29 protein-coding genes are annotated in these 25,766 nt (G+C 67.4%); 14 read left to right on the top strand and 15 right to left on the bottom strand.

The genetic code is table 11. The features are described 5' to 3' along the window. Positions 1-164 precede the first annotated feature (164 nt). From ACYX4P_RS04125 to ACYX4P_RS04090, 8 genes are all read left to right on the top strand, one after another. Positions 165-1,388, top strand: coding sequence for a DUF2254 domain-containing protein (locus ACYX4P_RS04125; protein ID WP_248119367.1), 1,224 nt, complete (start codon positions 165-167; stop codon positions 1,386-1,388). Between the two features lie 91 nt (positions 1,389-1,479). Beyond that, complete coding sequence (phnC, locus tag ACYX4P_RS04120) at positions 1,480-2,289, top strand: phosphonate ABC transporter ATP-binding protein (RefSeq protein ID WP_248119368.1); 810 nt, start codon at positions 1,480-1,482, stop codon at positions 2,287-2,289. Next, complete coding sequence (gene phnD, locus ACYX4P_RS04115; protein ID WP_292075005.1) at positions 2,286-3,299, top strand: phosphate/phosphite/phosphonate ABC transporter substrate-binding protein; 1,014 nt, start codon at positions 2,286-2,288, stop codon at positions 3,297-3,299. The genes phnC and phnD overlap by 4 nt, the downstream gene beginning before the upstream one ends. Beyond that, positions 3,296-4,108 (top strand): phosphonate ABC transporter, permease protein PhnE, encoded by an 813-nt coding sequence (gene phnE / locus ACYX4P_RS04110; protein ID WP_248119370.1) that lies wholly within the window; start codon positions 3,296-3,298, stop codon positions 4,106-4,108. The genes phnD and phnE overlap by 4 nt, the downstream gene beginning before the upstream one ends. An 80-nt stretch (positions 4,109-4,188) precedes the next feature. After that, the gene (locus ACYX4P_RS04105) at positions 4,189-5,256 is read left to right on the top strand and encodes a substrate-binding domain-containing protein (RefSeq protein WP_292046745.1); all 1,068 of its coding nucleotides are present in this window, start codon (positions 4,189-4,191) and stop codon (positions 5,254-5,256) included. Positions 5,257-5,339: 83 nt separating this feature from the next. Continuing rightward, a complete protein-coding gene (gene galU / locus ACYX4P_RS04100; protein ID WP_248119372.1) occupies positions 5,340-6,218 on the top strand; it encodes a UTP--glucose-1-phosphate uridylyltransferase GalU in 879 nt (292 codons plus the stop codon). A 76-nt stretch (positions 6,219-6,294) separates the two neighbouring features. Then, the gene (locus ACYX4P_RS04095; protein ID WP_248119373.1) at positions 6,295-7,116 is read left to right on the top strand and encodes an enoyl-ACP reductase FabI; all 822 of its coding nucleotides are present in this window, start codon (positions 6,295-6,297) and stop codon (positions 7,114-7,116) included. A gap of 93 nt (positions 7,117-7,209) precedes the next feature. Further along, entirely contained in the window at positions 7,210-8,382 is a 1,173-nt protein-coding gene (locus ACYX4P_RS04090; protein ID WP_248119374.1) for a benzoate/H(+) symporter BenE family transporter, read from the top strand. 91 nt (positions 8,383-8,473) lie between these two features. On the opposite strand, the gene ACYX4P_RS04085 is transcribed toward ACYX4P_RS04090, so the two are convergent. Together ACYX4P_RS04085 and ACYX4P_RS04080 are read right to left on the bottom strand one after the other, a co-directional pair. Then, entirely contained in the window at positions 8,474-8,860 is a 387-nt protein-coding gene (locus ACYX4P_RS04085; RefSeq protein WP_248119375.1) for a DUF3597 domain-containing protein, read from the bottom strand. A 51-nt stretch (positions 8,861-8,911) separates the two neighbouring features. Beyond that, positions 8,912-9,613: a glutathione S-transferase N-terminal domain-containing protein gene (locus ACYX4P_RS04080; protein WP_248119376.1), complete on the bottom strand. Its 702-nt coding sequence runs from the start codon at positions 9,611-9,613 to the stop codon at positions 8,912-8,914. A 162-nt stretch (positions 9,614-9,775) separates the two neighbouring features. On the opposite strand from ACYX4P_RS04080, the gene ACYX4P_RS04075 reads away from it, so the two are divergent. Next, positions 9,776-9,949, top strand: coding sequence for a YegP family protein (locus ACYX4P_RS04075; protein ID WP_087120843.1), 174 nt, complete (start codon positions 9,776-9,778; stop codon positions 9,947-9,949). Here the strand turns inward: ACYX4P_RS04075 and rimM are convergent. The 3 genes from rimM to ffh form a co-directional block, all read right to left on the bottom strand. Further along, complete coding sequence (rimM, locus tag ACYX4P_RS04070; RefSeq protein ID WP_248119377.1) at positions 9,946-10,473, bottom strand: ribosome maturation factor RimM; 528 nt, start codon at positions 10,471-10,473, stop codon at positions 9,946-9,948. The genes ACYX4P_RS04075 and rimM overlap by 4 nt on opposite strands. A 69-nt stretch (positions 10,474-10,542) precedes the next feature. Further along, on the bottom strand, positions 10,543-11,064 hold the full coding sequence (gene rpsP / locus ACYX4P_RS04065; protein ID WP_248119378.1) for a 30S ribosomal protein S16: 522 nt from the start codon (positions 11,062-11,064) through the stop codon (positions 10,543-10,545). A gap of 23 nt (positions 11,065-11,087) precedes the next feature. Beyond that, positions 11,088-12,626, bottom strand: a complete 1,539-nt coding sequence (ffh, locus tag ACYX4P_RS04060; protein ID WP_248119379.1) for a signal recognition particle protein — start codon at positions 12,624-12,626, stop codon at positions 11,088-11,090. A gap of 316 nt (positions 12,627-12,942) precedes the next feature. Between ffh and ACYX4P_RS04055 the strand changes: the two genes are divergently transcribed. Together ACYX4P_RS04055 and ACYX4P_RS04050 are read left to right on the top strand one after the other, a co-directional pair. Continuing rightward, positions 12,943-14,148, top strand: a complete 1,206-nt coding sequence (locus ACYX4P_RS04055) for a saccharopine dehydrogenase family protein (RefSeq protein ID WP_292046750.1) — start codon at positions 12,943-12,945, stop codon at positions 14,146-14,148. 13 nt (positions 14,149-14,161) lie between these two features. Next, entirely contained in the window at positions 14,162-15,334 is a 1,173-nt protein-coding gene (locus ACYX4P_RS04050) for a carboxynorspermidine decarboxylase (protein WP_248119381.1), read from the top strand. A gap of 39 nt (positions 15,335-15,373) precedes the next feature. Here ACYX4P_RS04050 and ACYX4P_RS04045 read toward each other — a convergent pair whose 3' ends face one another. The 7 genes from ACYX4P_RS04045 to ACYX4P_RS04015 form a co-directional block, all read right to left on the bottom strand. Further along, entirely contained in the window at positions 15,374-16,750 is a 1,377-nt protein-coding gene (locus tag ACYX4P_RS04045) for a S41 family peptidase (protein WP_248119382.1), read from the bottom strand. A 139-nt stretch (positions 16,751-16,889) separates the two neighbouring features. Next, complete coding sequence (locus ACYX4P_RS04040) at positions 16,890-17,969, bottom strand: murein hydrolase activator EnvC family protein (protein ID WP_248119383.1); 1,080 nt, start codon at positions 17,967-17,969, stop codon at positions 16,890-16,892. A 1-nt stretch (position 17,970) separates the two neighbouring features. Next, positions 17,971-18,435 carry a 23S rRNA (pseudouridine(1915)-N(3))-methyltransferase RlmH gene (gene rlmH / locus ACYX4P_RS04035; RefSeq protein ID WP_248119384.1) on the bottom strand — a complete coding sequence of 155 codons (465 nt, stop codon included), beginning with the start codon at positions 18,433-18,435 and terminating at the stop codon, positions 17,971-17,973. Between the two features lie 4 nt (positions 18,436-18,439). Further along, a complete protein-coding gene (gene rsfS, locus ACYX4P_RS04030) occupies positions 18,440-18,865 on the bottom strand; it encodes a ribosome silencing factor (protein WP_248119385.1) in 426 nt (141 codons plus the stop codon). Positions 18,866-18,998: 133 nt separating this feature from the next. Continuing rightward, the gene (locus tag ACYX4P_RS04025) at positions 18,999-19,613 is read right to left on the bottom strand and encodes a nicotinate-nucleotide adenylyltransferase (protein WP_476070254.1); all 615 of its coding nucleotides are present in this window, start codon (positions 19,611-19,613) and stop codon (positions 18,999-19,001) included. A gap of 163 nt (positions 19,614-19,776) precedes the next feature. Beyond that, positions 19,777-20,673 (bottom strand): alpha/beta fold hydrolase, encoded by an 897-nt coding sequence (locus tag ACYX4P_RS04020; RefSeq protein ID WP_248119387.1) that lies wholly within the window; start codon positions 20,671-20,673, stop codon positions 19,777-19,779. Positions 20,674-20,675: 2 nt separating this feature from the next. Next, complete coding sequence (locus ACYX4P_RS04015; RefSeq protein WP_248119388.1) at positions 20,676-21,167, bottom strand: Fur family transcriptional regulator; 492 nt, start codon at positions 21,165-21,167, stop codon at positions 20,676-20,678. A gap of 120 nt (positions 21,168-21,287) precedes the next feature. Here ACYX4P_RS04015 and ACYX4P_RS04010 point away from each other — a divergent pair, with 120 nt between their 5' ends. Further along, positions 21,288-22,067, top strand: coding sequence for a SapC family protein (locus ACYX4P_RS04010; RefSeq protein ID WP_248119389.1), 780 nt, complete (start codon positions 21,288-21,290; stop codon positions 22,065-22,067). Between the two features lie 61 nt (positions 22,068-22,128). Here ACYX4P_RS04010 and ACYX4P_RS04005 read toward each other — a convergent pair whose 3' ends face one another. The 3 genes from ACYX4P_RS04005 to phyR all read right to left on the bottom strand — a co-directional run bounded on the left by ACYX4P_RS04005 (position 22,129) and on the right by phyR (position 24,708). Then, on the bottom strand, positions 22,129-22,536 hold the full coding sequence (locus ACYX4P_RS04005; protein ID WP_248119390.1) for an acyl dehydratase: 408 nt from the start codon (positions 22,534-22,536) through the stop codon (positions 22,129-22,131). Between the two features lie 22 nt (positions 22,537-22,558). Then, positions 22,559-23,590: an NADP-dependent oxidoreductase gene (locus ACYX4P_RS04000; protein ID WP_248119391.1), complete on the bottom strand. Its 1,032-nt coding sequence runs from the start codon at positions 23,588-23,590 to the stop codon at positions 22,559-22,561. A 326-nt stretch (positions 23,591-23,916) separates the two neighbouring features. Next, on the bottom strand, positions 23,917-24,708 hold the full coding sequence (phyR, locus tag ACYX4P_RS03995; protein WP_248119392.1) for an anti-anti sigma factor/receiver protein PhyR: 792 nt from the start codon (positions 24,706-24,708) through the stop codon (positions 23,917-23,919). Between the two features lie 199 nt (positions 24,709-24,907). On the opposite strand from phyR, the gene nepR reads away from it, so the two are divergent. Together nepR and ACYX4P_RS03985 are read left to right on the top strand one after the other, a co-directional pair. Further along, positions 24,908-25,111 carry an anti-sigma T factor NepR gene (gene nepR, locus ACYX4P_RS03990; protein WP_248119495.1) on the top strand — a complete coding sequence of 68 codons (204 nt, stop codon included), beginning with the start codon at positions 24,908-24,910 and terminating at the stop codon, positions 25,109-25,111. Beyond that, positions 25,108-25,719, top strand: coding sequence for a sigma-70 family RNA polymerase sigma factor (locus ACYX4P_RS03985; RefSeq protein ID WP_292046354.1), 612 nt, complete (start codon positions 25,108-25,110; stop codon positions 25,717-25,719). Before nepR ends, ACYX4P_RS03985 begins: the two co-directional genes overlap by 4 nt. Positions 25,720-25,766 lie beyond the last annotated feature (47 nt).

The raw sequence follows: 25,766 nt of genomic DNA, 5'->3' as shown, positions 1-25,766 counted from the left end.
AGAGCGCGATATGGGGGCTGTGGACTGTCATGTAAAGCGGTAATTTCATGGCGGGGCCTGGGTTTGATCGGACCGGGACTGTCACAAATGTCCGTCCACCTCCGAAATGGCCGCGCCGACGGCAACCTTGGCCTTTGGCTGTCGTTCAGACGGCGGAGGAGCGGATGAATCGGTGGATATTCCTGTTTCGACGGATGTCGCGGCAGCTGTGGTGGCGGGCCAGCCTTTATGCGGCGTTGGGCGTGGTCGCGGCCCTGGCCGGCGCCTGGGGCGCGCCGTTCGCCCCGCCCGTGCTGGCCGAGCGGTTCGGCGGGGATTCCGTCGAGGCGGTGCTGACCATACTGGCGTCCAGCCTGCTCGCCGTGGCGACATTCTCGCTGGGGGCCATGGTCACCGCCTACACCAGCGTCTCCAGCGCCGCGACGCCCCGCGCCGCCGCCCTGATCACGGGCGACGAAAGCACCCAAAAGGCCCTGGCCACCTTCGTCGGGGCCTTTCTCTACGCCATCGTCGGGGTCACGGCGATCAATGCGCAGTATTACGGACCTGGCGGCCGGGCGATCATCTTCCTGTTCAGCCTGGCGGTGGTGGCCCTGGTCGCCTTTCGTCTGCTGACCTGGGTCAGTCGCCTGACGCGGCTGGCGCGCCTCAGCCATACGGTGGAGCGTGTCGAGGCCGAAACCCTGGTCGCCCTGACCGCAGAGGCGAAGCGGCCACGCATGGGCGCGTCGGCTGGCGTTCTGGATCGAGGGCCGGTCGTGACGGCCGCGCAGACCGGCTATGTGCTGAACGTGGACATCCAGAGCCTTCAGGCCGCGGCCGAGCGAGCTGACGGCCGCATCCAGGTCATCGCCCGCCCCGGCGCCTTTGTGATGCGGGGCGAACCCCTGGCGCGGCTGAGCGGCGACGCCATAGACGCCGATGCGGTGCAGACCGCCTTCACCCTGGGGCGGGAACGGTCGTTCGATCAGGATCCGCGTTACGGGCTGATCGTCCTGGGCGAAATCGCGGACAAGGCTTTGTCGGCCGCCGTCAACGACATCGGCACCGTGGTCGGGGTGATCGGTTCGGGGGTGCGGCTTATGGATCTGTGGGCCGACGCGGCGCCGGAGGATCGGCCGCCCTGCGACCGCGTGCTGGCCGAGCCCTTGTCGGCGCACGATCTGCTGGACGACATCTTCGGCCCTGTGGTCCGTCACGGCGCCCACGACCTGACCAGCGCGATCAGGCTGCGCAAGGCCCTGGCCTCCCTGTCCGTCCACCCGGTTCTGGCTGAACCGGCGTCAGTGATGGACGCGCGGCTGATGCAGGATGCGGACTTCGCCAATGTCGCGGACGCCGAGCGGCTGCGGCGCTGCGGCGCCCAGGCCCGGACAAGCGCGGGCTAGACGAAATCCCTCGCGCCGTGCGATTAGGACTTGCCCAAACGCCTTCGTCGCGTCATGCGGCGCCCCTTCGCCACAGCCTCTCAGCGAGTTCATGAGTTCATCCGCAGCCGCCGTCGCCCCCGGGCTAGTCCAGGCGCGTGACGTGTCGAAGACCTTCGGATCGCGAAAGGCGCTGGACGGCGTCTCGATCTCGGTCGCCTCGGGCGAGATGGTCGCCCTGATCGGGCCGTCCGGGTCGGGCAAGTCCACCTTGCTGCGCTCCATCACCGGGCTTCAGTCCATCGACGCCGGCAAGGGGACCATTCAGGTCTTCGGCGAGACGGTGCAGAAGGACGGCCGCGTCACCGGCGCGGTGCGCAAGGCGCGCGGCAAGCTGGGCATGATCTTCCAGCAGTTCAATCTGGTCGGCCGCCTTAGCCTGTTCTCCAACGTCATGCTGGGCGCCCTGGGCCGCCTGCCCTCGTGGCAGGGCCTTCTGGGGATGTGGCCCCAAGCCGACAAGGACAAGGCCATGGCGGCCCTGCACCGCGTCGGCGTCAGCGACTACGCCGCCCAGCGCGCCAACACCCTGTCGGGGGGCCAGCAACAGCGCGGCGCCATCGCCCGCGCCATCGTCCAGGGCGCCAAGGCCATTCTGGCCGACGAACCCGTCGCCTCTCTGGACCCGGTGTCGGCGCGCAAGGTGATGGAGCTGCTGGTCGAGCTGAACAAGCGCGACGGCCTGGGCGTGATCGTCACCCTGCACCAGGTCGACTACGCCATCCGCTACTGCGACCGGGTCATCGCGCTACAGGGCGGCAAGATCGTCTATGACGGCCCTTCCACGGCGCTGGACCAAAAGCGCCTGATCGAAATCTACGGTCCCGAATTCGAGGACGCGTTCTGGGAGACCAAGGCATGAGCCTGTCCCGTATTGCCCCCACCCGCCGCCTGATGGCGGCGGCCGGCGCCGCCGTGATGATCCTGGGCCTGGCCGCGTGCGGCGGCGGCGACAAGACGGCTGCGGGCGGCGCGCCCACGGAGCTGACCTTCTCGATCCTGTCGGCGGAAGGCCAGGCGTCGGCCGGCCCGCTGTGGCAGCCGCTGCTGGACGACATGTCCAAGGCCGTCGGCGTTCCGGTAAAGCCCTATTTCGGCTCGAACTACACGGTTCTGGTCGAGGCCATGCGCGGCAACCACACCCAGGTCGGCTGGTTCTCGGCCAAGCCCGAGGTGGAGGCCATCGACCGCGCCAAGGCCGAAGTCATCGCCCGCACCGTCAACCGCGAGGGTCTGGACAGCTATCAGTCGACCCTGATCGTCAAGAAGGGGTCTGGCATCACGCTGGACAAGGTCCTGGCGTGCGGCAAGCAGTACAACTTCGGCATCGGCGACGCCCAGTCGACGTCCGGCACCCTGGCGCCCCTCACCTTCCTGTTCAATCCGCGCGGCGTGGTCCCCAGCCAGTGCTTCAAGACGGTGCGTTCGGCCAACCACCAGGCCAACGCCTTCGGCGTGGCGACCGGCGTGATCGACGTGGCCACCTCCAACAGCGTCAACACCCTGTTCATGCGTAAGGAGAACCCGCAGCTGGCCGCCCAGATCGAGGACATCTGGACCTCGCCCCCCATCCCCGAAAGCGGCATCGTCGTGCGCGAGGACCTGGACCCGGCGTTGAAGGAAAAGATCCGCAGCTTCTTCCTGACCTATGGCCAGGGCGAAGGCGCCGAGGCAGAGCGTCAGCGCAAGATCCTGGCGGACCTGGAATATTCGCGCTTCGCGGCCGCCGACGACAGCTATCTGGACCCGATCCGCGAGATGATCGCCGACCAGAAGCTGGGCGAGGCCCGCGCCAAGGGCGACACCGCCGGCGCCGCCGCCGCCGAGCGTGAACTGCAACGCCTGCGCAGCCTGCGCGAGGTCCGTCCTTGACCGCGACGACGTCTCCCGCCCCGGCCATTCCGGCGGCGCCCAAGAAATCGACCCTGGCCTGGGTCGCCGACATCCTGGTCTGGGGCGGCGTCGCGGCCGTCCTGCTCTACAGCATCGACGCGGTGGACCTGGGCAATATCTCGCGCCTGTTCGCGGGCAACGACAGCACCAAACTGTTCGTCCACGACCTGCTGCGGCCGGACTTCGCCGACTGGAAGATGTTCGTCGCCAAGATGTGGGAGACGGTCCAGATCGCCCTGTGGGGCACCTTCCTGGCCGTCCTGCTGGGCATTCCCCTGGGTCTGGCGGCGGCGCGCAACATCGCCCCCGTCTGGATCGTGACGCCGGTGCGCTGGGTGATGAACCTGCTGCGTTCGGTGCCGGACCTGGTGATCGGCCTGCTGTTCGTGACCGCCGTGGGCCTGGGGCCGCTGGCCGGCGTCCTGGCTATCACCCTGAACACCGCCGGCGTCCTGGCCAAGCTGTTCTCTGAAGCGGTGGAATCCATCGACAAGGGGCCGGTCGAGGGCGTACGCGCCACCGGCGCCGGCAAGCTGCACGAGATCGTCTGGGGCGTGCTGCCGCAGGTCGCGCCGCTATGGACGTCGTTTGCGCTGTACCGCTTCGAGTCCAACAGCCGTTCGGCGACGGTGCTGGGCCTGATCGGCGCCGGGGGCATCGGCCAGGTGCTGTTCGACAGCATGAACGCCTTCGATTTCCGCGCCGTCTCGGCCATCGTGATCGTCGTCGTGGTCGCCGTGACCCTGATCGACACCCTGTCGCAGGTCATGCGTCGCCGCCTGCTGTGACAGGGCGCTGACCGGCGACAAAAACCGTCACAAACCTCTGGTCTAAGCGTCGCGAAATCGAGGCTCAGGGAGAGCGACTGATGATCCGTTCACTGAAATACGCCGCGGCGGCGACCGCCCTGATGGCCCTGGCGGCCTGCGGCGACGGCGGCGCGGGCGGTTCGCCATCGGGAACCCGGTCGGGCATCTGGGCGGCAGGGTCGTCCACCGTCTTCCCGTTCGCCACCCGCGTCGCGGAAACCTTCGCCCGCACCTCGGGCGGGGCTGCGCCCCGCGTCGAATCCCTCGGCACGGGCGGCGGCATTCAGGCCTTCTGCCAGGGCGTCGGCCCCAATACCCCCGACATCGCCAACGCCTCGCGCCAGATGAAGCAGTCCGAGTTCGATCTGTGCGCCAAGAACGGCGTCAAGGACATCGTCGAGATCAAGATCGGCTTCGACGGCATCGTCATCGCCACCGCCCGTAACGGCAACGGCTTCAACTTCGAACTGAACGACCTGTACGAAGGTCTGGCCAAGGACGTGCCGGGTCCGAACGGAACCTTCATCGCCAACCCGACCAAGACCTGGAACGACGTGAACAAGGGCCTGCCGGTCCAGCGCATCCAGGTCTATGGCCCGCCGCCCACCTCGGGCACGCGCGACGCCTTCCTGGAGCTGGGCATGACGCCGGGCGCCAAGCTGGTCCCGGGCGTCAAGGCCATCGAAGGCGACAAGGATCGGTTCGAAGCCATCGCCCACACTCTGCGCGAGGACGGCGCCTGGATCGACTCGGGCGAGAACGACAACGCCATCGTCCAGACCCTGACCCGCACGCCGGGCTCGCTAAGCGTGTTCGGCTATTCCTTCCTGGAGCAGAACCTGGATACGGTGAAGGCCGAGACCATCGACGGCGTCTCGCCCACCGCCGACACCATCGCCAGCGGCGCATATCCGCTGTCGCGCAGCCTCTACATCTATGTGAAGAAGGCCCACATCGGCGTGATCCCCGGCCTGCAGCAGTTCGTTCAGGAATTCCTTTCGGAAGGTTCGGCCGGCAAGGGCGGCTATCTGGCCGACCGCGGCCTGATCCCCCTGCCGGAAGATCAGCTTCTGGCCCAGCGTGCGACCATCGCCGCCATGTCCCCGATGGCGCGTCCCGCCAAATAAGGTCGGAACCGACCGCCGTCCCGCCCCTTCTTTCGCCGGCCCGCACCGGCTAGAAGGGGCGGCATAGCTGTCAGGATTCATTTATGACCTCCACGCCCACGCGCCTGCGCAAGGCCGTATTCCCCGTCGCCGGTCTCGGCACGCGGGTTCTTCCCGGCACCAAGACGACGCCGAAGGAACTGCTGAACGTCGTCGACCGCCCCATCCTGTCCTACATCGTCGAAGAGGCGCGAGAGGCGGGAATCGAGCATATCGTCTTCGTGACCGGCCGCTCAAAGGAAGCCATCGAGGACTATTTCGACCACCAGATCGAGCTTGAGGCCCAGTTGGAGGCCAAGGGCAAGACCGAGATCCTGGCGGCCATGAACGCCGAACTGGCGCGCCCCGGCGAAATGAGCTTCACCCGCCAGATGCAACCCAAGGGCCTGGGCCACGCCGTCTGGTGCGCGCGCGACATCATCGGCCATGAGCCGTTCGCCGTCGTCCTGCCGGATGTGATCGTGGACGGCAAGCCCGGCGCCCTGAAGCAGCTCGTCGAAGTCTATGCCGAGACGGGCGGCAATCTGATCGGGGTGGAATCGGTCGATATCGAGCAGGCCCACAAATACGGCATCGTCGATCCCGCCGTCCGCGAGGGCAATCGCATCGCCATGAAGGGGATGGTCGAAAAGCCCGCCCCGGGCACGGCGCCGTCCAATCTGTCGATCGCGGGCCGCTACATCTTGCAGCCGGAAATCTTCGACCTGCTGGCGACCCAGGAGCGCGGCGCCGGCAACGAGATCCAGCTGACCGACGCCATGGCGCGGCTGATGCGGACGCAGACCTTCACCGCCGTCGAATATGCGGGCGTGACCCACGATTGCGGCGACAAGATCGGCCTGCTTCGCGCCAACGTCGCCCTGGCGCTGAAACGCCCAGACCTGGGCGAGGCCGCGCGTCAGGCGGTTTCGGCCCTGCTTTAACCCTGGGGAAGCTTGCGGGGGTTCCGGTTCGCACCGGCCCCTGCTAACCCTCCGCCAAATCATCAGGAGACGTATCATGGCGACGAGCGAAGGCTGGGACATGCCCACCGGAGACCTCATGAAGGGCAAGAAGGGCCTGATCATGGGGGTCGCGAACTCCAACTCCATCGCCTGGGGCATCGCCTCGCAACTGGCCACCCAGGGCGCCGAATTGGCCTTCACCTATCTGGGCGAGGGGCTGGAGCGCCGCGTGCGTCCGCTGGCCGAAAGCGTCGGCGCCAAGCTGTTGATCCAGGCCGACGTCACCGACGACGCCTCGATGGACGCCGCCTTCGCCGAGCTGGAAAAAGAGTTTGGCACGATCGACTTCGTCGTCCACTCGGTCGCCTTCGCGAACAAGGATGAGCTGAAGGGTTCGTTCGTCGAAAACACCACGCGCGACAGCTTCCTCCTGGCCCTGAACATCTCGGCCTTCAGCTTCGTGGACGTGGCCAAGCGTTCAGCCAAGCTGATGCCCAACGGCGGCTCAATGATCACCCTGACCTATCTGGGGTCCGAGCGGGTCATTCCGAACTACAACACCATGGGCGTGGCCAAGGCCGCGCTGGAGGCGGCGACCCGCTATATCGCGCGCGACCTGGGACCGAAGAACATCCGAGTCAACGCCATCTCGGCCGGGGCCATGCGCACCCTGTCGCTGGCCGGCATCTCGGGCGGACGCGGCCTGCACTCCAAGTCGGCGCAGTTCTCGCTGATCAAGGAAGAGACATCGATGGAGGGCGTCGCGGGCGCGGCCCTGTGGCTGTGCTCGGACCTGGGCCGTTCGACCACGGGCGAAGTCGTCCACGTCGACGCGGGCTTCCACGCCGTCGGTCTGCCGGAGGATTTCGAGGGCTGATCCCCCCGGATCATGGAACAATCAGGGGCCGCCGGCCGATCCGGCGGCCCTTTTTGCTTTCGGGGCGCAACGGCCCCGCTTATCCGTGTGGCCATGAGCGCCTCCGATATCCCGCCCCCCGCCAGCTTCTCCGCCGCCGCCGTGGCCACCGTCGTCGGATTCGGCGGCACGGTCGCCCTGGTCGTTCAGGCGGGCCAGGTGCTGGGCGCCAGCCCGCCCCAGATCGTTTCGATGGTCACCGCCCTGTGCCTGGGCATCGGCCTGCCGGGACTGCTGCTGAGCTGGCGATTAAGGATGCCGGTCGTGCTGGCCTGGTCGACGCCGGGCGCGGCCCTGCTAGCGGCCTCGACGCTGGGTCTGGGCTGGGCCAACGCCATCGGGGCGTTCTTATTCGCGGCGGTCCTGATGGTGCTGACGGGCCTTTTGCCCGTGCTGGGTCGGCTGGCGCAGAGAATCCCGGCCTCCGTCGCCTCTGCCATGCTGGCGGGGGTGCTGCTGCCCTTCGTGCTGAGGCTGTTCAAGGTTGTGCCGGACGAGATGGGGCTGGCGGTCGGGCTGCTGGCGATCTTCATCGTCGCAAGGCGGATGTGGCCCGCCTGGGCGTTGCCCGCCGTGCTTTGCGTCGCCTTCGGCGTTCTGGCTTTCAAAGGTCAGATCGGCCTGCCGCCGGGAACCGGCCTGTTCGGCGGTCTGACGCCCGTCATGCCCGCCTTTGACTGGAAGGTCGCCGTCAGCCTGGGTCTGCCGCTGTTTCTGGTCACGCTGGCCTCGCAGAACCTGCCGGGGCTGGTGGTGCTGAAGGCTGCGGGCTACGAGCCGCCCGCCAACCGCCTGATCTTCGCCACCGGCTTGACCAGCCTGATCGCCGCCCCCTTCGGCGCCCACGGGGTCAATCTGGCGGCCATCACCGCCGCAATCTGCACGGACGCCGACGCCCATCCCGATCCGGCCAAACGGTGGATGGTCGGCGTCATCTATGGTGGGTTTTATGTGATCGTGGCGCTGTTCGCAGCGCCTCTGGCGGGGCTGTTCATCGCCATGCCGCCTGCCGTTCTGGCGATCATTACGGGGCTGACCCTGATCGCGGCCCTGACCGGGGCGCTGAGCGCCATGCTGGCCAAGACTGAAGAGCGGGAGGCCGCCGTCCTGACGTTCGCAGCCACCGGCTCCGGCCTGGCCTTGTTCGGGATCGGCGCAGCCTTTTGGGGACTGGTCGTAGGTTTCGCCGCCCTGGCGGCGATGCGCTGGATCAGACCGAGGGCCTGACCCAGCGTCGCTTCGTTCTGCGGCCTAACGCGCTTCGCGCTGCTTGAGGCCGCCTCTGTGACCTACCGCGCGTCGCGCTGCTTGAGGCCGGTTAGTCGCGCAGCGAGGCCGGGACCTGGCCGCCGTTTTCAGCCAGCTTCTGCCAGACCGCCTTGGACAGGGCGATGTTCTGCTCGGCCGAGCCGTGCTCGCCGGCGTGGACATTCAGCTCCTCGGCCAGCTCCTTGCGGGCCGCCAGGCTGGAATCCAGGTCCAGCAGCTTCAGGAGGTCCACGATTGAGGTGCGCCAGTTGCCGCCGCCGCCCTTTGACGCCGCCAGATCGCTGAGCACCGCCTCGACGTCCACAGGCGGAAGCGCAGGGGTAGCGGCCGGTGCGGCGCCGGGCGCGGGTTGGGCCGAAGGCGCCGGGGTCTGCTGCGGGGCCGTCTTGGGCTTGTGGCCCGTGATCTTGTTCCAGATCGAAGAGAAGATACCCATTAGTCTCGCTCCAGTTGATGCCGTCAGATAATGCCCGCCAGCGGCGACGGTTCAGTGACGCGCCGGAATCTCCAGTCCGCGCTGCACGGCCGGCCGCGCCAGACCCCGTTCCAGCCAGGCGGCGACGCGCGGGAAATCCTTGAAGCCCACGATCTCGCCGGCCTCATAGAAGCCGATCAGATTGCGGACCCAGCCCAGGGTGGCGACGTCGGCGATGGAATAGTCTCCGACAATCCAGTCTCGACCGTCCAGCTGCGTCTCCAGCACGCCCAGCAGACGTCGGCTTTCGGCGACGTAACGGTCGCGCGGGCGCTTGTCCTCGTAGTCCCTGCCGGCGAAGCGGTGGAAGAAGCCCAGCTGGCCGAACATGGGGCCGACCGCCCCCATCTGGAACATCAGCCACTGGATCGTCTGATAGCGGGTCGCCGGATCAGCCGAGAGCAACTGCCCGGTCTTCTCCGCCAGATAGATCAGGATGGCGCCGGATTCGAACAGAGCCAGCGGCTGGCCGCCCGGACCGTCGGGGTCGATGATGGCGGGGATCTTGCCGTTGGGGTTCAGTGACAGAAACTCCGGCCCCCAGGTCTCGTTGGCCGTGATGTCGATCAGGTGCGGTTCATAGGCCAGGCCGACCTCCTCCAGCATGATCGACACCTTCACCCCGTTTGGCGTGGGCAGGGAATAGAGCTGGATGCGGTCGGGATGCTGGGCCGGCCAGCGCTGGTTGATCGGGAAGGCGGACAGGTCGGACATGGGACGAACCTCTGGCGGTTGAACCTCCCATGTCGGTAGGGCGTCGTGATTTGGCAACTGCGATGGGCGCCGTTTTGATCGCGGGCTTGTGTCTGGAACCGCGCAGGAGACGGCGCCAGCTTGGCCGTGGCCGACAGTCGGTCAAATCCAGGGAGAGGCCCGATGGCGCACAAGTTCGAAGTCTATCAGGACAAGGCCGGCGAATACCGCGTCCGCTTCAAATACAATTCCGAGATCATCTTCTCGACCGAGGGTTATTCCGACAAGTCGGGGGCCAAGCGGGCCATCGAATCGATCAAGAAACACGTCGGCGACGCCCCGGTCGAGGACGCCTAGTCGGGCTCCCGCTCGCCCACCTCGGTCGGCGGCGCCGCCATCAGCCAGCCGTCGGCCAAGTGCAGTTCCGGCGTCGCCTCCTTGGTGAACGGCAGATACCAGGTCGGGCCGCCGGCGGCGGGCGCGATCTCCAGCATGTCGTCGGCGCCGAAGTTCTGGACCGACTTCACCACGCCCATGACGGCGCCGGCGACGTCGCGGACCTGCACGCCCAGAAGGTCGGCGAGATAGAATTCGTCCTCGTCCGGCTCGGGGAAGCGGTCGCGGGGGACGTGCAGCTTCAGGCCGCGCAGGGCGTCGGCCTGTTCCTTGGTGGCGATCTCCTTGGCGCGGCCGACGACGCCGTTCTTGTCGGGCCGGGTCGAGGTCAGGGTCAGGGCCACGGTCCCGTCCGCGCGCAGCAGCGGGCCATAGGCGGTCAGGGCCAGGGGATCGGCGGTGAAGGCGGTCACGCGCACCTCGCCCCGCACCCCGAAACCACCGCCGACCTGGCCGACGAGGATCAATCTGCTTTCCGTGGTCATGGTCGTCCTTAGCGCATGAAAAAGGCGGCGCCGGAAGACGCCGCCCTGATCATCGTCAAACCGAAAGGCTTAGCCTTCGGCCTTTTCCTCGGTCGCTTCGGCGGCCGGAGCGTCTTCGGCAGGCGCTTCCTCGGCAGCCGGAGCGTTCTTGGCGGCTTCGGCGGCGGCGGCGGCCTCTTCCTTGGCGCGGGCGGCGGCTTCAGCGGCCTCGACCTTGGCGGCGGCTTCGGCTTCCAGGCGGTCGGCTTCGCGCTGGGCGCGTTCGGCGGCGCGCTCTTGCGCCTTCTTGCCGGGCTGGGCCTTGTTCGGGTTGTTGCTTTGCGTCCACTTGACCTTCTGGCCCAGAGTCTCGTCCTGCGACAGGAAGCGCGCGACCCGGTCGGTCGGTTGGGCGCCCTTGCCGAGCCATTCGGCGATACGTTCGACCTTCAGGGCGACGCGCGGCTGAGCGCCGTCCTTGGGCAGCATCGGGTTGTAGCTGCCGACCTTCTCGATGAACTTGCCGTCACGGGGCGAGTGCGAGTCGGCGACGACGATGTGGTAGTAGGGGCGCTTCTTGGCGCCGCCGCGGGCCAGACGAATCTTCAGCATTCAAGTCTCTTTCTAGGAAGTGGTTATTTCTTGGGAGGGAAGCCCGGAAGACCCGGCAGGCCCCCCGGAAGTTGTCCGCCGCCCAGACCCGCGAGGCGGTCCTGGATGGCTTTCAGATCGTCGGCGGAGGGTTCGGCCATCTTGCCGCCGCCCAGCGCCTTGAGGCGGGCCATGTCGGGACCGCCGCCCATGCCGGGCAGTCCGCCGCCGCCGCCGAGGCCGCTCAGCATGGCGGCCATCTGCTGCATCTTCTTGGGTCCGCCGCGCGCCATCGACTTGACCACATCGGCCATCTGGCGGTGCTGTTTCAGAACCCGGTTCACGTCCTGCACATCGACCCCGGCGCCGGCGGCGATGCGCTTCTTGCGCGATGCATTCAGCAGGTCGGGCTTCTTGCGCTCGGCCTTGGTCATCGAGGAGATGATGGCTTCCTGACGCAGGATCATGCGGTCGTCGATGCCGCTGTCGGCCATCTGGTTCTTCATCTTGGCCACGCCGGGCAGCATGCCCATGATGCCCTGAAGCCCGCCCATCCGCTTCATCTGCTGAAGCTGGCCGGCCAGGTCGTCCAGATCGAACTGACCCTTGGCCAGTTTGCGGGCCATCTTCTCGGCCTTGGCCTGGTCCAGATCCTGGCTGGCCTTTTCGACCAGGGCGACGATGTCGCCCTGGCCCAGGATGCGGCCGGCGACGCGACGGGCGTCGAAGACGTCCAGCGCATCGACCTTTTCGCCGGCGCCCAGATATTTGATCGGCAGGCCGGTGACGGCGCGCATCGACAGCATGGCGCCGCCGCGACCGTCGCCGTCGGCGCGGGTCAGGACCAGGCCGGTCAGGGGCAGGCGCTCGTGGAAGGCCTTGGCGGTGCGAACCGCGTCCTGACCCGTCAGGCTGTCGGCGACCAGCAGGGTCTCGACGGGTTTGGCGATGTCGGCGACCTCGGCCACCTCGTTCATCAGCCCTTCGTCCAGGGTGATGCGGCCGGCGGTGTCCAGGATGAGGACGTCGAAGCCCTGGAGCTTGGCGGATTGCAGCGCCCGGCGCGTGATCTGGACCGCGCTCTCGCCCGCCACGATGGGCAGGGTCGCGACCTCGATCTGCTTGCCCAGGGTGGCCAGCTGCTCCATCGCGGCCGGACGGCGCGTATCGAGGGAGGCCAGCATGACCTTCTTGCGATCGAATTTGGTCAGACGCAGCGCCAGCTTGGCGGAAGTCGTCGTCTTGCCCGACCCCTGCAGACCGGCCATCAGAACGACGGCGGGCGGGTTGGCGTTGGTGTTCAGCGGGACCGGCTCTTCGCCGCCGAGCATCTCGATCAGGCCGTCATAGACGATCTTGACCACCTGATCGGCCGGCTTGACCGAACGGATGACTTCTTCGCCGGTCGCGCGTTCGGTGGCGAAGGCGATGAATTCCTTGACGACCGGCAGGGCGACGTCGGCCTCCAGCAGGGCCACGCGCACTTCGCGCATCGCCTCGGCGACGTCCTTTTCGGACAGGGCGCCGCGCCCGGTGATCCGGTCGAATACGCCTGTCAGCCGCTCGTTCAGAGCCTCGAACATTCACTACCTCATGGCGACGGGTGAAACGGCTCCATACGACAACGGCCCCCGGCGACGATCACGTCGGCGGAGGGTTCTCGCCCACCTCGTTCTCTCCTTGGAGAGCTGTCGTGTGGGTGGAGACGCGAGGTTCACTTGCGTCGGAAGCGGCGGCTTATGAAGGAAAACCGGCCGCAAGGCAACCGCAGCGAGTCAATCGCGCTATAAGCCTGACCTTCAGTAAGACATTTAGCGGATTGTCATCATCGTGCTAAGAGCCGCGCCCTTTATAGGGGCGGCGTTGTCGCCAGGGTTTTTGACTTCGGGAGAAGCACGAATGAGCAAGGTGCTGGTTATCGGCGCGGGCGGCGTCAGTTCGGTGGCCGTCCACAAGATGGCGATGAATACGGACATCTTCTCGCATATCACCCTGGCCAGCCGCACCAAGTCCAAGTGCGACGCCATAGCGGAATCGGTGAAGTCGCGCTTTGGCGTGGCCATCGACACCGCCGCCATCGACGCCGACGACGTGGCGGCGACCACGGCCCTGATCCAGAAGGTGCAGCCCGAACTGGTCGTGAACCTGGCCCTGCCCTATCAGGACCTGTCGATCATGGACGCCTGTCTGGCGGCGGGCGTGAACTATCTGGACACCGCCAACTACGAGCCGCGCGACGAGGCCAAGTTCGAATACAAGTGGCAGTGGGCCTATCAGGACCGGTTCAAGGACGCGGGCCTGATGGCGCTGCTGGGTTCGGGCTTCGACCCCGGCGTGACCTCGGTCTTCACCACCTACGTCAAGAAGCACCTGCTGGATTCCATCGAGATGCTGGACATCCTGGACTGCAACGGCGGCGACACGGGCCTGCCCTTCGCGACCAACTTCAACCCCGAGATCAACCTGCGCGAAGTGACGGCGAACTCGCGTCACTGGGAGAACGGCCAGTGGGTCGAAGGCCCGGCGCTGAGCCACAAGCAGGTCTTCGACTTCGAAGGCGTGGGCGAGAAGAATATGTACCTCATGTACCATGAGGAGCTGGAATCGCTGGCGAAATTCTATCCCGAGATCAAGCGCATCCGCTTCTGGATGACGTTCGGCGACAGCTATCTGAAACACCTTGAAGTGCTGGAAAACATCGGCATGACCTCGATCGAGCCGATGCAGTTCCAGGGCCGCGAGATCATTCCGATCGAGTTCCTGAAGGCCCTGCTGCCCGAGCCCGCCTCGCTGGGTCCGATCACCAAGGGCAAGACCAACATCGGCGTCATCGCCACCGGCCTGAAGGACGGGGTCAAGAAGACGGTCTACATCAACAACATCTGCGACCACGAAGAGGCCTATGCCGAGACCGGCAACCAGGCGGTCAGCTACACCACCGGCGTCCCCGCCATGATCGGCGCGGCCCTGATGGTGACCGGCCAGTGGAAGGGCGACGGCGTGTTCAACATGGAACAGCTGGACCCCGATCCCTTCATGGACATGCTGAACCAGCACGGCCTGCCGTGGAAGGTGCAGGACCTGGACGCCCCCCTGGACTTCTGATCGGACCGATTGAATGCAGACCCAGGCCGGCGATCCGGGCGCCTTTGCGCATTTCGACCTGAACCGCGTCGCCTCGCCCGCCTTCGTGGTGGACGAGGCGGCCGTCCGCCGCAATCTGTCCGTGCTGAAGGGCGTGCGTGACGGAGCGGAGGCGCGCGTGCTTCTGGCGCTGAAGGCGTTTTCGATGTGGTCGCTGGCCGATGTGGTTGGCGAATACCTCGACGGGGTCTGCGCCTCGGGCCTGTGGGAGGCGCGGCTGGCGCGCGAGTTCTACAAGGGCGAGCTGACAACCTATTCGCCGGCCTATACGGCGCAGGACCTGCCCGAGATCCTGCGTCTGTCGGACCACGTCATCTTCAACAACCCGGCCCAGATCGCCCGCTTCGACGATCTGATCGCTGGGGCGCGGGCCGAAGGGCAAGTGTTCGAGATCGGCCTGCGGCTGAACCCCGAACATTCCGAAGGCGAGGTCGCCAAATACGACCCGGCCCAGCCCTGCTCGCGCCTGGGTTTTCCGGTGTCGCAACTGAAGCCCGAACATCTGGATGGGGTGGACGGGCTGCATATCCACGCCCTGTGCGAACAGGACTTTCAGCCGCTGTCGCGCATCTGGGCGGCGGTGGAGCCGAAACTGGCCCCTCTGCTGGGAGGGATCAAATGGCTGAACCTTGGCGGGGGGCACCACATCACCCGCGCCGACTATCAGACCGACGATCTGATCGCCTTCGTACGCGATCTGCAGGCCAGGCACGGGGTTCAGGTCTATCTGGAGCCGGGCGAGGCCGTGGCGCTGGACGCCGGCATCCTGATCGGGGAAGTGCTGGACGTGTTCGACAACGGCATGCCCATCGGCATCACCGACATCTCCGCCACCTGCCATATGCCCGATGTGATCGAGGCGCCCTATCGCCCCGCGCTGCTGAACGAACCCGAACACGGCGTAACGGTGCGGCTGGGCGGGCCGTCGTGTTTAGCCGGCGACATCATCGGCGACTACGTCTTCGCCGAACGGCCGACGCCCGGAACACGGATCGCGTTTTTGGACCAAGCCCACTATTCGATGGTGAAGACCAACACCTTCAACGGCGTGCCGCTGCCGTCCATCGTGCTGTGGAACTCCCAGACGGATGCGCTGAGGACGGTGCGCGACTTCGACTATTCGGCCTTCCGCGACCGACTGTCGTAGGCGCAATAAAAAGGGCGGCTGGCGCCGCCCTTTCCCGACCTATTCTTCCTTGGGTTCGTCCGCCGCCGGGGCGGCGTCGGGCTTGGGCGTGGAGCCCGGTTCGGTGACGACGACGCCTTCGGGCGCGGCAGGCAGTTTCGACAGGTCGCCGCCGACGCGCAGAACGTCCAGCGCCCGCTGAAGCTGATAGTCCTTTTCCTTGTCGAACTTGTCGCCCGGGGCTTCGCGCGGGGTGTGCGGACCCTTGCGCTCGGCGCCGATGGAGGCGTCCAGCGCCGTGGCGTAGGCGGCCTCGGAATAGATGAAGCTGGAGCGTGAGACGATGCGGGCCTCGGCCTCGGACCGGGCGACCTCCAGATCCGGCTCGATGCCGATCTTCTGGATCGACGCGCCGGAGGGGGTGTAGTAGCGCGCGGTCGTGATCGACAGGGCGCCGTCCTGGCCCTGGCGCAGCGGGATCACGGTCTGGACCGAACCTTTGCCGAAGCTGGTCAGGCCGACGATGGTCGCGCGCTGATGATCCTTCAGGGCGCCGGCGACGATTTCCGACGCCGAGGCCGAGCCGTAGTTGACCAGAACGACCAGCGGCAGACCGCCGGTGATGTCGCCGGGCTTGGCGGAATAGCGCTGGATCTGTTCGGGCTTCCTGCCGCGCTGACTGACGATCTCGCCGCGTTCCAGGAAGGCGTCGGACACGTCGATGGCGGCGTTCAGCAGGCCGCCGCCGTTGTTGCGCAGGTCCAGGACATAGCCCTTCACGCCCGGCTTCTCGGCCTTGATCTTGGCGATGGCCTCGTTCAACTCGCGGCCGGTGTTCTCGTTGAAGGTCGAGACGCGCAGATAGCCGAAGTCGCCTTCGACCCGGCCCGTGACCGACTGGACCTTGATGACCTCGCGGGTCAGGACGACCTCCAGCGGATCGGACCCGTCGCGCAGGAAGGTCACCTTGACGCTGGTGCCCACGGCGCCGCGCAGTTTCTCGGACACCTGACTGACCGTCAGGCCCGCCGCGTTCTGACCCTCGATGGAGGAGATGACGTCGCCCGCCTGGACCCCGGCCTTGGCGGCGGGGCTGTCGTCCATCGGCGAGATGACCTTCACCATGCCGCCGTCGGCGCTGATGGTCAGACCGACGCCCGAATACTGACCCTCGGTCCGCTCGCGCAGTTCGCTGTAGTTGGACGGCGGCAGATAGTTGGAATGGGGGTCCAGCGCGGTCATCATGCCCGCCAGCGCCGCCTCGATCAGCTTCTTGTTGTCGACCGGGACGACATAGGCCTGCTCCACGATCCCGACCACGTCGCCGAACAGCTCCAGCATGCGGAAGGTTTCGTTGCGGGGCGTCTGGCTTGAGACAGCAGCGGCGGAGCCGCCGAGCACCAGTGCGGCGCAGCCGACGAGGAGCAGTTTACGCATTCGGTCTCTTTCGGTCGGGCCGATCATTCAAGGCGCCCGTTGGAAGGGTAAGGCCCCGCAGACACGACCAAATCGTGGCGACGCGGCGTCCCGCCGATAAAATCAGCGTCGGAGGATAATGCAAAGGACTATTGCAGGTTCAGCGCAACCACGGCCCCGGATCGATGGGTCGTTCGTCGCGGCGCAGTTCGAAATAGACATCGCCGTCCGGCCCGCTTCGGCCCAGGGTCTGGCCGTCCGCCACACGCGCGTCGCCGTGGACGTCGACGCTTTCCAGCCCGGCGATCACCGCGCGCCAGCCGGGGCCGAGGTCCAGCACCACCACCTGCCCCCAGCCGGTCAGCGGCCCGGCGTAGGCGACCTTGGCGTCGGCGGGCGCCTTGATCGTCGTCCGGTCCGCGCGCCAGCGCCAGCCGGACGTCCCCGGCCCCCAGGTCTGGGTCGGCGCGCCGCCGACCGGCGGGCTGAGACGGGCGCGGTTGGCGGGCAGGCGCGCCGTGCGCGTCTCGACGGCCTCGGCCTCCGGCACGGCGCCGCCCAGATCGCGAATGCGGCGCTCCAGAACGTCGGCGGCGCGTTCGGCGGCCCGCGCCTCGGCGTTCAGCACGGCGGTCAGGGCGGTCTTGCGCGATGTCAGCCCCTCGATCTCGGCCCGACGATCCCCCTGGGCGCTCTCGGTCGTCAGCAGGCGTTCGGACGACAGGACGGCCAGGCGCCGGATGCGCATGATCTCGGCCTGACGCGCCGCAAGGGCCTGGGCGCGGCGCTCCAGGTCAGGGGTCATGGCCTTGAGCAGGATGGAGGCGCGCACGGTGGCGATGGCCTTGTCCGCCGGGACCAGAAGCGGCGGGGGAGGGCGGCGGCTCATCATCTGCAGCGCGCTGAGCAGGCGGCTCTGGGCGCCCCGCTCACGCGCCAGGCTGGAGACCAGTTCGGCCTCGCGTTCGCTGAGTTGCCTAAGACGCGCGCGCTGATCGTCGATCTGGCGGTCGTCGTTGCGGGCGTCGGCGCGCAGGGTGGCCAGACGGCGCTCCAGCTGGGCCAGTTCGACCTTGGCGGCGTCGGCGTCGGCGCGAAGACGGCGCGCCCGCACCGCCTCGTCGCGATATTCGGCCTGGATGCGCGACAGTTCGCTTTCCGGCGCCTGCCGTCCCACGGCGGGCGCGGCGCAGACAAAGCCGGTCAGCAGGGCGAGGGAAAGGGGCAGAGCGCGACGCATCTCAGTCGCGATGATACGGCGATCCGGCCAGGATGGTCACGGCCCTATAGAGCTGTTCGGCCAGCATGGCGCGGGCCAGGGCGTGGGGCCAGGTCTGAGGGCCGAAAGCCAGGGTCGAGGATGCCGCAGCCCGCACGCTGTCGTCCAACCCGTCCGCCCCGCCGATGGCGAAGACCAGACGGCGTTCGCCCTGATCACGCAGCCTGGCGATATGGTCGGCGAAGGCGCGCGAGGAATAGGTCTTGCCGCGTTCGTCGCAGGCGATCAGGTGCGCGCCCTGGCTGGCGGCCAGGATCAACTCGGCCTCTGGCGCCTTGCCCGGCTTCCGGGGTTCCAGATCGATCAGTTCCAGGGGCCCCAGGCCCAGCGCGCGTCCCGCAAGGGTGGCGCGCCGGGCGTAGTCGTCGGCCAGCGTCGCCTCAGGCCCCCGGCCCGGCCGGCCGATGGCGACGATGCCCAGCTTCATGGTGTCAGTCGCGCGCGGTGCGGTGCGCGGAATCGACAGCCCAGATCTTCTCGATGTTGTAGAAGGTGCGGACCTCGGGGCGGAACAGGTGGACGATCACGTCGCCGGCGTCGATCAGCACCCAGTCGCAATGCGGCAGGCCCTCGACCTTGGCCTTGCCCAGACCCTGCTCCTTCAGGGTGCGCAGCAGGTGGTCGGCGATGGCGCCGACGTGACGGTGCGATCGGCCGGACGCCACGATCATGGTGTCGGCCATGGCGCTTTTGCCCTTCAGGTCGATCAGGACCAGGTCCTGGGCCTTATCTTCGTCGAGGCGGCTCAGCAGGGCTTCTTCCAGCGGGGTGGAGCCGACCGGGCGGGGGGCGGACTCGCCAAAAGCCAGGTTGGATTCAGGGCCGTCTTCGGAATGGAGAGGTTCGATAGGGTCCATCTCGTGCGCCGTGTTCGAAACGGCGGCGTCTTGCGTATCGTACGCGGGCGAGGGGGTCAGCGGAGGGCTCCGGGAGCGTTGACTAAAGACGCCCTCTAGCACGGATGGGCCGAAACGTGAACCGGCGCCGCAATCACGCCCCCGTGGGCGATGCTGTGGGCGATCCCGAGGATGCGCCCGCGCGGCGCGCCCCGGCGCTGCGAATGGCCGTCGAGGACAGCGGATTCAGCGGCGCGGTAAGATAGGTCCAGGCCGGGGCGACCAGGGTCGGCAACAGGCCCGCCTCGCGCTCGGGAATGCGGAAACCGGCGAAGCGGGCGGCCGCCGGGGCGGTGCGGCTGTCCAGCAGAGAGCCCGGCCGGGCGATCACCGCGACCGGCATCAGACGCATGATGTCGGTCCATCCGCGCCAGCGGTGGAAGCTGGCCAGATTGTCCGACCCCATCAGCCAGACGAAATGCACGCCGGAATGCCGCGCGACGAGAAGGCGCAGGGTGTCGACCGTCCAGGCGGTGCCGGCCCGGCTCTCGAAATCCGAGACGATCATGGACGGGCCGTGGGCGTGGGCGCGGGCCGAGGCCATCCGCTCGCCCAGGGGGGCGCTGTGGCGGGCGTCCTTCAGCGGGTTCTGAGGCGAGACGAGCCACACCACCCGGTCCAGGCCCAGACGGCGCATGGCGGTTTCCGCCACATGGGCGTGGCCGTCGTGCGCCGGATTGAACGAGCCGCCGAACAGCCCGACCTTCATGCCCGGCGCCAGGATCAGGCCGTCGCGCAGCGCCCCGGAACGGGGGCCGGCGCCTTTGGGCGCGGGACCGGCGTGGAAGAAGGACAAACGGCGTCTCGGGCGGGGAGTTATGCTCAGCGGCGCCCTTATAGCGCGGGACTTTGTTCAGCCTACAGAAATCATTTCAGACGGCGGCTTCGAACAGGGCGTCGCGCGCGATGTCGGCGTGGGTCATGGGGAACAGATGCCCCCCGCCCCGCACCACGTCGACCTTGACGTTCGGAAGGCCGCGCGGCGCCGCAGGCAGTTGGGTCAGCGCCCCATGTTCGGCCTTCAGGATATGGACGGGCCCAGCGTAGCGGCGCAGCGCGCGCCAGGGATCGTGCGCCTGGGCGGCGTAGTTGGCGGCCTCCCACGCCGGGGCGGCGGCTAGATCGAAGCCGTCCTGGCCTTCCGTCTCGACCAGCCCCTCGGACAGATAGTCGGCCAGAACCGCGTCTGGCCAACCCTTGAAGGCGCCGCGCCCTCGATAGGCCGCCATGGCCTGTTCGCGGCTGTCGAACCGGCTGCGACGGCGGCGCGCAGCCGCCGCGATCGGGATGCGTCCCACGAACCGATGGGCGAAGGGCAGGTTGAAGGCTGCGACCGCCGCGCGTTTCCAGATTACCGGATCGAACAGCACCAGGCTGGAGACTCGATCGGGCCTTTCAGCCGCGGCCAGCAAGGAGGCGGTCCCGCCCATTGAATGACCGGCCATCACCACCGGCGGCCCGTCCACCGCCTCTAGCAGCGCCAGCAGGTCGTCGCGGTGATCGCGCCAGCTGGTCTTGGGTCGGGCGAAGGTCGGCAGGGTCGAGCGGCCGTGGCCGCGCAGGTCCGGCGCCCAGATGCGCAGCGACGTCGAGAGGGGCGACAAGAGGCTGCGATAGGTGGCGGCGTTGAAGCCGTTGGCATGGCTGAAGATCAGATCGACCGGCCGGTTCGGATCACCGAAGTCCAGCACCGCCATCTCGCCGGCGCCCCAGCGATTGTCGATGGGCACGGACAGGCGGCGCGGTGGGGACATCAGCGCCGCATCCATGATCAGGCCGCCTCGCGACAGGCGGCGCAGCGGCCGTGCGCCTCGATGGTGGTGCGGACGATGGCGTAGCCGGCGGCCGAGGCGGCGGCGGCCATGGCGCCATGGTCCGGGCCTGTGACCTCCCGCGTTGCGCCGCAACAGTCGCAGATCAGGAAGGCGGCGGCGTGGATGGCGTCGCCCTCTTCGCTGCTGCAGGCGACATAGGCGCTGATGGAGGCGATGCGGTGGGCCATGCCCAGCCGCTCCAGAAACTCCAGCGCGCGATAGACGGTGGGCGGCTTGGCGGCCTGGCCGTCCTCGCCGAAGCGGGCGATCAGGTCATAGGCCTTGACCGGCTCTCCGGCCTCCAGCAGCAGGGCCAGCACGCGGCGGCGTTGGGCGGTCATCCGCTCGCCGTCCTTGACCGCGCGCGCCTCGGCCTGGGCCAGGGCGCGATCCAGCGCGCCGCCCTTCAGGCCGGAATGGTCGTGATCGTGATCGCAGGCGCTGCCCATGGCCCACAGCTAATGGCTGAGGCCCCTGGCTGCAACCGAAGCATCGCGGGTTTGCCGCTGACGCGGGCTTGGGTTAGAAGGCGCGCCTCATAACTTCATTATCCAGAGCGTCCTCGCTTCATGACCGACACGAACAACTCGCCGCTCGAAGGCAATGTCCTCTTCTATGTGAACCCCGAGCCGCTGGATCAGAGCGTTCATGGGACCTTGGGCGTCAATCCGACCGACAAGCCCTACGCCTTCGTGGCCCAGACGAACATCGTACCGCTGACGGTCACCGAGTTCGCCGCCGCCGCCCTGTCGTATCCGATCATCTTCACCGGCGATAACCGCCAGCCGGTCGTGGTCATGGGGCTGCGCCAGGGTGAGAACCTGTTCGTCGCCGACGACGGCGAATTCCGCGCCGACGCCTATGTGCCCGCCTATGTCCGTCGCTATCCGTTCGTCTTCGCCGACGACAAGCAGAACCAACGTCTGATCCTGTGCATCGACCGCGGCGCGGCCATCGTCGCCGAGGGCGGCGAGAACCCGCTGTTCGTCGAGGGCCAGCCCAGCGACTACACGAACATGGCGATGGAGTTCTGCAACAACTTCGAACAGGAACGCCAACGCACGGAAAGCTTCGTCCAGCTGATCAAGGACCTGGACCTGCTGGACACGCGCGACGCCGTGTTCACGCCGCGCAACCCCGACGGCACGCCCGGCGAGCCGCAGAAGCTGGCCGAATACTACGCCGTGTCGGAAGACAAGCTGCGCGCCCTGCCGGCCGAGAAGCTGGCCGAGTTGCGCGACAACGGCGCCCTGGGCCAGATCTACGCCCACCTGGTGTCGCTGCTGGGCTGGGACCGCCTGATCGCCCTGGCCTTCCTGCGTCAGGCGCAGCCGACGACGGTCAACTAAGACGGACGTTCAGACCAAAAAAGACGCCCCGACGGTTCGCGCCGTCGGGGCGTCTTCATTTTCAGCGCCGCGAGAAGACCGCGCGCGTCAGACACGAGAAGACCAGCCGCCCCGCCTCGTCCAGCAGGTCGTGCGAGGCGATGACGATGCCCTTTTCGTCGCCGACCGGATCCTTGCCCATCACCGTCATCCGCCCGCGCAACAGCTCGCCCGCCGGGGGATTGCGCATATAGCGCAGGCCGTCGACGGCCAGGACCTTGGTCTGGGCCCAACCGCCAGACTTGTCGGCGGCCAGACGGCTCCACAGCACATAGACCATGGCGTCCGGCGCGCCATAGGCCATGTCCCAACCCGGCGCGAACCGTTCGACGAACACATCCAGCGCCGACTGATCGACCGCGCAGGCGCCCAGGGGCACGACCTGTCCCACTTCCAGGTCTTCAAAATGGACGTGCAGCGGGTCGCTCATGCGCGGGCCTTCCGTGACAGTATCAGGCGGGTTCCTCGGAAACCCGGACCAGCAACTTGCCGTCGTGATCGCCCGTGAACAAGCGGTTCAGCGAATCGACCGCGCCTTCCAGGCCGTCCTCGACGTGCACCTTCCATTTCACCCGGCCATCGGCCAGCCAAGGCCCCATCTCGGCGACCATCTCCTTGGCGCGCGCGGCGTAGTCCAGGACCAGGAAACCCTGGACATGCAGACGATGGGTGATGATGCGCGCGAAGTTCGGCGACGGCGGCGCCTTGGTCGCATTGTAGGACGAGACCAGGCCGCACACCGCCATGCGGCCATGCACCTTCAGGCGGTTGAACACCGCAATCATGATGTCGCCGCCGACGTTCTCGAAGTTCAGATCGATGCCGTCCGGGGCCAGCCGGTCCAGCGCCTCGCCCACGTCCTCGTTCTTGTAGTCGATGGCCGCGTCAAAGCCGAGTTCGTCGGTCAGCCAGGCGCATTTCTGCGGCCCGCCGGCGATGCCGATGACGCGGCAACCGCGCTGTTTGGCGATCTGGCCGGCGATGGAGCCGACCGCCCCGGCCGCCGCAGAAATGACGATCGTCTCGCCGGTCTTGGCCTTCAGCACATCGGTCACGCCGAAATAGGCGGTCAGGCCCGTCATGCCCAGCACCGACATATTGGCCGTCAGCGGCAGGCCCGGCGCGCGGTGGACCGGACGCAAGCCGCCCTCCGACACGACGGCGTAGTCGGCCCAACCGCCCGAGGTCGGCATGACCACGTCGCCGGCCTTGAACCGGCTGGAGCGTGAGGCCTCGACCACGCCCAGGGTCAGGCCGCGCATGACCTCGCCGATTCCCACCGGCGGCAGATAGCCTTCCGTATCGTTCATCCAGGTGCGGTTGGTGGGGTCCAGCGACAGATAGACGGTGCGGACCAGCACCTCGCTCTCGGCCAGATTGGGGACGGGCGTCTCGACCAGCTCAAGGTCGCCGGGCTGGATCAGCCCCTTGGGCCGTTGGCGCAGCACCCATTGTCGATTCGTCTTGCCGCCTTTCGAAGCCATCCGCGTCTCTCCTGAAGGTTTTCTTTGACCACCATCTTGAGCCGGACGGGACGGCGGGTCGAGACGAGGCGCAAGAAAAAAGCGGCCCTTGCGGACCGCTTTGAAGTGGCATCATCGAGAATGAGGCGCGGAGGCGGCATGACCGGCTGTCGCCAGTCAAGTCGGGGGGCGTCGCCGCCTCCGCACTCCGATAACGGCGCCGCGTGGTGGCGGTTCCCGGCGGCCTTGCTTTTCTTTTCAGCCGGTCCAAACCCCGTCTGCACCACGGAAAAGGCCCCGTCGCCACGGGCGATCGGGGCCTTATAGCCACCAGCCTGGCTCAGACCTCAGGCGGCCTGTTTCTGGCGGGAGGGGTGGAAGAACAGCGCCTGACTAATCGCCGCCTTCACCGTTTCCGGCTGGAACGGCTTGGTGATCAGGAAGGTCGGCTCGGGCCGTTCGCCCGTCAGCAGACGCTCCGGGAAGGCGGTGATGAAGATCACCGGCACGTCCAGCGTCTTCAGGATGTCCTTCACCGCGTCGATCCCGGATGACCCGTCAGCCAGCTGAATGTCGGCCAAAACCAGGCCCGGCTTGTGGCGAGCGACGGCGTCGATGGCCTCGTCATGCGTGGTGGCGGTGCCGGTGACGCGGTGGCCCAGTTCCTGCACCAAACTCTGGATGTCGGCCGAGATGATGGCCTCGTCCTCGATCACCAGGACGTCGGTGGCCAGTTCGGCGTCGATATCGGCCTGGGCGTCGGCGATCAGCCGCTCGACGTCGCGCGGGTCCGCCGACAGGATCTGGGCCGCCTCGGACGGGGTGAACCCTTCCAGCGCGGTCAGAAGGAAGGCCTGGCGCGAACGCGGCGCGATGCGCAGCAGCCGCTGCGAGGCGTCGCCGGTGGTCTCCAGCTCGCCCGTTTCCAGCTGGGCGCCGGTCGATGACCAGATGGCGTGAAACACGTGATAGAGAGCCACGCGGGGCGTCATGTCCGAAGACAGCTGCTGCTCGCCGGCCGCCAAAGCCTCCAACGCGACGCGCACATAGTTGTCGCCCGTGGATTGATCGCCGGTCAGGGCGCGGGCGTAGCGACGCACGTAAGGCAGGTGCGGCGCGAGTCTAGCCAAAAGGCTCATTCAGATAGTCCCCGACAAATCTCCGCCGTCCCGGCAAGGGAAAGCGCTACAGCGATGCTGAACGTATCATATCGGTCGCGGTTCCCCAGTTTCGATCAAGCTTGGGCGTAAAATCTGTTTCATGGAGGAACCGGCCCGGCGGGACGACGTTAAGGGCTGGCATCTCTGCGACGACCGTTGGGTGGGCCTTGTTCTGTCTATGATTGATTCTAATGACTCCTCGCGCCTGGGGGGCGCCGACAAAACAGGGGAGGCAGACCTGGAAGAAGCCCGCCTTCGCCAACAGGCCATCGGCGTGAAGCTGCGCCATATGTTCGACGAAGTCGTCAACGAGCCGGTGCCGGACGAGTTCCTGGAAATCCTGAAACGCGCTGACGCCAGGGCGGCGGACGGTCCCGCATGAGCACCTCACGCCTGGGAGCCGCCCCGAAGCCGGCGTCAGCCGACGACGAAGGCTTCAAGCGCGAACTGGTGCTGCTGATCCCGCATCTGCGCGCCTTCGCCCGCACCCTGACCGGCGATCCCACCGCCGCCGACGACCTGGCGCAGGACGCCATGATGAAGGCCTGGGACGCGCGCGCCAGCTATCAGATGGGCACCAACATGAAGGCCTGGACCTTCATGATCCTGCGCAACCAGTTCTATTCGGAGAAGCGCCGCTCGTGGCGCCAGTCGCAGCTGGACCAGGAAGCCGCCGAACGCACTCTGGTCGCCGTCGATGACCCCGAGGCGCCCGTCGCCCTGGACGAACTGCGTCAGGCGCTGAAGACCCTGCCGGAAGAACAGCGCGAAGCGCTGATCCTGGTCGGCGCCGGCGGCTTCGCCTACGAAGAGGCGGCCGAAATCTGCGGCTGCGCGGTCGGCACCGTCAAGAGTCGCGTCAGCCGGGCGCGACGCGCGCTCCTGGCCACGCTGGAAAAGGGCGGTTACAGCCGTGACGGCCAGGCGGCCGGCGAGGCCATGCGGACCATTCTGGGCGAGGCCGACAGGCTGGCCGGCGCACGGAGCTGATCGGCGGTGAATGCGCCGTCTGACGCCCCACGGCCGCGCCTGGCCCG

Source organism: Brevundimonas sp. ABV4_179 (genome assembly GCF_056311945.1).
Note: the sequence above shows the minus strand (reverse complement) of the source record. Positions and strands in the feature narration are given on the sequence as shown.

Bases quoted from the DNA above. Each gene is read 5' to 3' on its own strand.
- phnD (WP_292075005.1), top strand. From the start codon at position 2,286: ATGAGCCTGTCCCGTATTGCCCCCACCCGCCGCCTGATGGCGGCGGCC.
- ACYX4P_RS04105 (WP_292046745.1), top strand. From the start codon at position 4,189: ATGATCCGTTCACTGAAATACGCCGCGGCGGCGACCGCCCTGATGGCC.
- rsfS (WP_248119385.1), bottom strand. From the start codon at position 18,865: ATGGACCCTATCGAACCTCTCCATTCCGAAGACGGCCCTGAATCCAAC.
- ACYX4P_RS04025 (WP_476070254.1), bottom strand. From the start codon at position 19,613: ATGAAGGTCGGGCTGTTCGGCGGCTCGTTCAATCCGGCGCACGACGGC.
- ACYX4P_RS04125 (WP_248119367.1), top strand. From the start codon at position 165: ATGAATCGGTGGATATTCCTGTTTCGACGGATGTCGCGGCAGCTGTGG.
- ACYX4P_RS04050 (WP_248119381.1), top strand. From the start codon at position 14,162: ATGCAGACCCAGGCCGGCGATCCGGGCGCCTTTGCGCATTTCGACCTG.
- nepR (WP_248119495.1), top strand. From the start codon at position 24,908: ATGATTGATTCTAATGACTCCTCGCGCCTGGGGGGCGCCGACAAAACA.
- ACYX4P_RS04005 (WP_248119390.1), bottom strand. From the start codon at position 22,536: ATGAGCGACCCGCTGCACGTCCATTTTGAAGACCTGGAAGTGGGACAG.
- ACYX4P_RS04095 (WP_248119373.1), top strand. From the start codon at position 6,295: ATGGCGACGAGCGAAGGCTGGGACATGCCCACCGGAGACCTCATGAAG.
- ACYX4P_RS04045 (WP_248119382.1), bottom strand. From the start codon at position 16,750: ATGCGTAAACTGCTCCTCGTCGGCTGCGCCGCACTGGTGCTCGGCGGC.
- ACYX4P_RS04015 (WP_248119388.1), bottom strand. From the start codon at position 21,167: ATGGGCAGCGCCTGCGATCACGATCACGACCATTCCGGCCTGAAGGGC.
- ACYX4P_RS04020 (WP_248119387.1), bottom strand. From the start codon at position 20,673: ATGGATGCGGCGCTGATGTCCCCACCGCGCCGCCTGTCCGTGCCCATC.
- phyR (WP_248119392.1), bottom strand. From the start codon at position 24,708: ATGAGCCTTTTGGCTAGACTCGCGCCGCACCTGCCTTACGTGCGTCGC.
- phnC (WP_248119368.1), top strand. From the start codon at position 1,480: ATGAGTTCATCCGCAGCCGCCGTCGCCCCCGGGCTAGTCCAGGCGCGT.
- rimM (WP_248119377.1), bottom strand. From the start codon at position 10,473: ATGACCACGGAAAGCAGATTGATCCTCGTCGGCCAGGTCGGCGGTGGT.
- ACYX4P_RS04040 (WP_248119383.1), bottom strand. From the start codon at position 17,969: ATGCGTCGCGCTCTGCCCCTTTCCCTCGCCCTGCTGACCGGCTTTGTC.
- ACYX4P_RS04055 (WP_292046750.1), top strand. From the start codon at position 12,943: ATGAGCAAGGTGCTGGTTATCGGCGCGGGCGGCGTCAGTTCGGTGGCC.
- ffh (WP_248119379.1), bottom strand. From the start codon at position 12,626: ATGTTCGAGGCTCTGAACGAGCGGCTGACAGGCGTATTCGACCGGATC.
- ACYX4P_RS04080 (WP_248119376.1), bottom strand. From the start codon at position 9,613: ATGTCCGACCTGTCCGCCTTCCCGATCAACCAGCGCTGGCCGGCCCAG.
- rpsP (WP_248119378.1), bottom strand. From the start codon at position 11,064: ATGCTGAAGATTCGTCTGGCCCGCGGCGGCGCCAAGAAGCGCCCCTAC.
- ACYX4P_RS04000 (WP_248119391.1), bottom strand. From the start codon at position 23,590: ATGGCTTCGAAAGGCGGCAAGACGAATCGACAATGGGTGCTGCGCCAA.
- ACYX4P_RS04085 (WP_248119375.1), bottom strand. From the start codon at position 8,860: ATGGGTATCTTCTCTTCGATCTGGAACAAGATCACGGGCCACAAGCCC.
- ACYX4P_RS03985 (WP_292046354.1), top strand. From the start codon at position 25,108: ATGAGCACCTCACGCCTGGGAGCCGCCCCGAAGCCGGCGTCAGCCGAC.
- galU (WP_248119372.1), top strand. From the start codon at position 5,340: ATGACCTCCACGCCCACGCGCCTGCGCAAGGCCGTATTCCCCGTCGCC.
- ACYX4P_RS04010 (WP_248119389.1), top strand. From the start codon at position 21,288: ATGACCGACACGAACAACTCGCCGCTCGAAGGCAATGTCCTCTTCTAT.
- rlmH (WP_248119384.1), bottom strand. From the start codon at position 18,435: ATGAAGCTGGGCATCGTCGCCATCGGCCGGCCGGGCCGGGGGCCTGAG.
- ACYX4P_RS04075 (WP_087120843.1), top strand. From the start codon at position 9,776: ATGGCGCACAAGTTCGAAGTCTATCAGGACAAGGCCGGCGAATACCGC.
- ACYX4P_RS04090 (WP_248119374.1), top strand. From the start codon at position 7,210: ATGAGCGCCTCCGATATCCCGCCCCCCGCCAGCTTCTCCGCCGCCGCC.